The organism is Microcystis sp. BLCC-F209 (assembly GCF_041928595.1).
In the GTDB taxonomy this organism is placed as follows: domain Bacteria; phylum Cyanobacteriota; class Cyanobacteriia; order Cyanobacteriales; family Microcystaceae; genus Microcystis.
Genome location: NZ_JBHFLL010000018.1, coordinates 1 through 2727, shown reverse-complemented (window position 1 = coordinate 2727; position 2727 = coordinate 1). Strand labels below are relative to the sequence as shown.

Genomic DNA, 2727 nt, shown 5'->3' with positions numbered 1-2727 from the left:
TAAGCGTCCTATAGCGATAATTTCTGGCTCTTCCGTCTGATCGTTATTAATCTCTACCACTAAGCTCATTACTCGATCGTAGTCGATAAAACAAATGCGCGTAAGACGATCATAAGCGGTTTGGCGATCGAGATTGACAAGGTGAAAATAACGATAATAAATGCTTTCTTCCGAGAGATAATGGTGAAATTGTCGCACTAAAGGCTATCATTTCAGCTATTCTCGTCTGGGTGATCAGAGCTAAATCTAAGGGTGTGTTATAATGACTAAGGTTCAAACATAGTCTAAGAGTTATTGCTAAGAAAATTACTTTTTTAGGAAAAAGTCATTATGAATATGAGTAAGAAAAAAATATGCTTGACAACCTTAGCCATAGGTTCTAAATACAGGAAACACGCCCTACAACTTGCAGAAGATATTCACCACTACTCACCAGATACGCCTTTTGTCGTTCTTACTGATAATCCTCAGATATTTGTTGGTATGGATTCGGTTATACCAATAAAACATGAAATTCAATCCGTAGGAATTTACCACGATAAACTCGACTGTATCGCAGCATCTTTCAAACAAGGTTTTAACTGTTGTATTTTTCTGGATGCTGATTGTCGCCTACTAACGGATATTACGGCATCTCGTCACTGGCAAGTTGGCCTAACGTCAAAAAGTTGTCATGACCTGAAAAGATATGTGACCAAAAATTCTGGGCAGCAGTCATCTAGGCTAATTTACGAACTAGCAGAAAAATATCAATTTTCTATAGAAGAATGTAAATTTATCTCAGAGTGGATATTTGTTGTTTGTCGAGACGAGCAAAATAATCAAGCAGAGCAATTTCTGCAATATTGGCGAGAAATCAGGGATTATATGGAAAATAATCGAGTTTTTGCGGGCGAAGGAGCGGCTATGGGCATAGCGTCGAATTTAGCTGGTTGGCCAGTTTATCACTACGATACTGGCTATCCCAATGAATCAGAGCGACATCAGATTTTTGATGCTTATAAGGACAGAATGTTCTATAAGACAGAATCTATACCTGACCATCTCAAAGAAACGATTAAGAAACTAGATAAACAAAGGCTTGAAATTGAAAAACAATCTCGCTTATCTGCCAAAATTAATAAGCTGAAAAATCAATGCGCTCAAGAGTTAAGATTTCTGCGACTGAAAATTAGATATGTTGCCAATTTATTAGTTTAGTGCTGGTGGTAATAGGAGATAATCATGAAAATCTTTTCCCCAATTACCGCCTTCATTCTGATTAGGAAAATAAACCATTTGCTACATCTTTTTTAAAGTCTTGAAGTTTTTCCTCTAGTTGATTAGTTAACATTTCAAGGCGAGAATCCTTGCTCAAAACTGGAGACCGAGACAGGGCTGCTTGTTTCAGAGCTTGAGCAGCTTCTTTTTGGCGATTCCAATCTCTAATTGTCCGAAAAGGAGTTAGAATATCGAGACTTTCTTTGGGGTGATGTAATCTTTTCATCCGAATAGGTTGATATTCTACACCGATCGAGGAACACCAATCTTGCCATTTAAAAGCAAGAATACTGGAGTTAGTAGTAATTGGCAGCCAAGGTACGCGAAGGGCATCAGCAATAATAGCACCGTGCATAGCTTCTGCTAATAAAATTTCTGTCTCACTAATACTTGATAAAACTTGCTCTACAGACCATCTAGGATCTATATAACCAAACCCTAATTTTTGACAAACGGTTTCCCATCCTTTGCCCGCAAGTTCATAATGAGGCATATAAGAAAAACGATATTTCTTTGGGGATTGATTAGAAAAAACTTGACGAATTAAGACAGCACCATCAGTGATCGCTAGTTTCTCAGAAATTCCTAGGGCTTGAGCCGAAAGTAATCCTCTAACACAATAAATTGTATAAGATTCATCGATCTTTGGCACCCCTTTTCCATAGCCGACACCTGTACCAAAAATAACGATTTTACGAGCATATCTTGTCTTTTGTGGTAAACCATTATTAATTAGGCTACCAATACCCACAAAGGCAACACTAGCATCCTCATCTAGAATACCAGGAATCAGTTTTTCCCAAAGCCAAGGATTAAGCTCATCTCCAAAGTTCCTCTCGCCCTTAGGCAGTTTATAGTAACGTAGTTTCATTGTGCTAAATTCTCCAGTATTTATCTATTTTTATGCTGTTATACTACCTTCAGGACAACTACCGATTCAGCCTCTAGGAAGGAAAACAATAACTAGGCTAATCTTATCAATCACCATGAAAGTAATTTAGCCTGTGAGAATTATATAATAAGTTTGCCAAAATTTATCGGCTCTTCTCGGCTTTGTGTGATAATTTTTGCTTATGGAATCGTGAAATGCTTACTGGACAAGACTTTTAAGACTATTTTGCGGATATTCTATCAGTATAGATCTCGTTTCCACACAGAAACCAGAAGAGCCATTTATCTGGCCATTGCCTGATCAGCTTGTCAAAAAGGCTTCATAATTCAAGTTCCGCTTTGACAAAATCGGCAGTTTTATGGAGAGAAAACCCCACTTTAGCAGCTATCATCTGCATAGCGCGATTATCCCTTAAAATTTCCCCTTCAATTCCCTCTAATCCTTCCTTTTTGCCAATAGTGACCAAACGCTGTAGTAATTCAGTACCAATACCCTGACCTTGATAGTCATCCCTAACTAATAGGTCAAATTCCGCCACATTAACGCCGTGCAGTTTATTTAAGCGTCCTATAGCG

General features: G+C 38.0%; 3 protein-coding genes and 1 pseudogene. 1 reads left to right on the top strand and 3 read right to left on the bottom strand.

What is annotated here, in order from left to right:
• A pseudogene (locus ACE1AQ_RS00770) lies at positions 1 to 204 on the bottom strand (hypothetical protein); the annotation flags it as partial.
• A gap of 126 nt (positions 205 to 330) precedes the next feature.
• Between ACE1AQ_RS00770 and ACE1AQ_RS00765 the strand changes: the two are divergent.
• Positions 331 to 1200, top strand: a complete 870-nt coding sequence (locus tag ACE1AQ_RS00765; protein WP_110545944.1) for a hypothetical protein — start codon at positions 331 to 333, stop codon at positions 1198 to 1200.
• A 61-nt stretch (positions 1201 to 1261) separates the two neighbouring features.
• Here ACE1AQ_RS00765 and ACE1AQ_RS00760 read toward each other — a convergent pair whose 3' ends face one another.
• Both ACE1AQ_RS00760 and ACE1AQ_RS00755 read right to left on the bottom strand, forming a co-directional pair.
• Positions 1262 to 2131, bottom strand: coding sequence for a polysaccharide pyruvyl transferase family protein (locus tag ACE1AQ_RS00760; RefSeq protein ID WP_110545943.1), 870 nt, complete (start codon positions 2129 to 2131; stop codon positions 1262 to 1264).
• A 340-nt stretch (positions 2132 to 2471) separates the two neighbouring features.
• Positions 2472 to 2727, bottom strand: a 256-nt coding sequence (locus tag ACE1AQ_RS00755; RefSeq protein ID WP_374807665.1) for a GNAT family N-acetyltransferase, incomplete at its 5' end; no start/stop codon positions are given.